Genomic DNA, 485 nt, shown 5'->3' on the forward strand with positions numbered 1-485 from the left:
GACGATCGAGGACCTGTCCGGTTTCCACGACGAGTACCGTGAGGCGCTGGAGGACATCATCGCGGCGAAGGCGGAGGGCACGCCCGTTCCCACACCGGCCGAAGGCGGGGAGAAGGAGAAGGGCGAGGTCGTGGACCTCATGGCTGCCCTGAACGCCTCCGTCACGGCGGCTCAGGAATCCCGCGGCGGGGGTGGCGAGGGCGCCTCCGTGCACGAGATGCGGCCGTCGAAGAAGACCACGCGGAAAACACCGGCGAAGAAAACGGCCGCCTCGAAGAAGTCCACGGCGTCGAAGAAGCCTGCGAAGAAGCGCAGTGCCTCCTGACCCTCCTCCTGCTGCGGGTGCCGTCGTGCCGAGGATCGAACCGTTGCTCGCAACTCCCGCTCCCCTGCCGTCGGCGGGCGTGGAGGACCGGTGGGCTTTCGAGGTGAAGCAGGACGGCCAGCGGGCCATGGTCTACCTGCCGGGCGACGGCACGATCCTC

Annotated in this window: 2 pseudogenes; both read left to right on the forward strand. The window is 68.5% G+C overall.

The window, feature by feature from the left end:
* Positions 1-325 (forward strand): annotated as a pseudogene (locus V9U70_RS00085) (non-homologous end joining protein Ku); the annotation flags it as partial.
* A gap of 25 nt (positions 326-350) precedes the next feature.
* Positions 351-485 (forward strand): annotated as a pseudogene (locus tag V9U70_RS00090) (ATP-dependent DNA ligase); the annotation flags it as partial.

It is taken from the genome of Streptomyces pratensis, from assembly GCF_037137275.1.
GTDB classification, from domain to species: Bacteria; Actinomycetota; Actinomycetes; order Streptomycetales; family Streptomycetaceae; genus Streptomyces; species Streptomyces pratensis_B.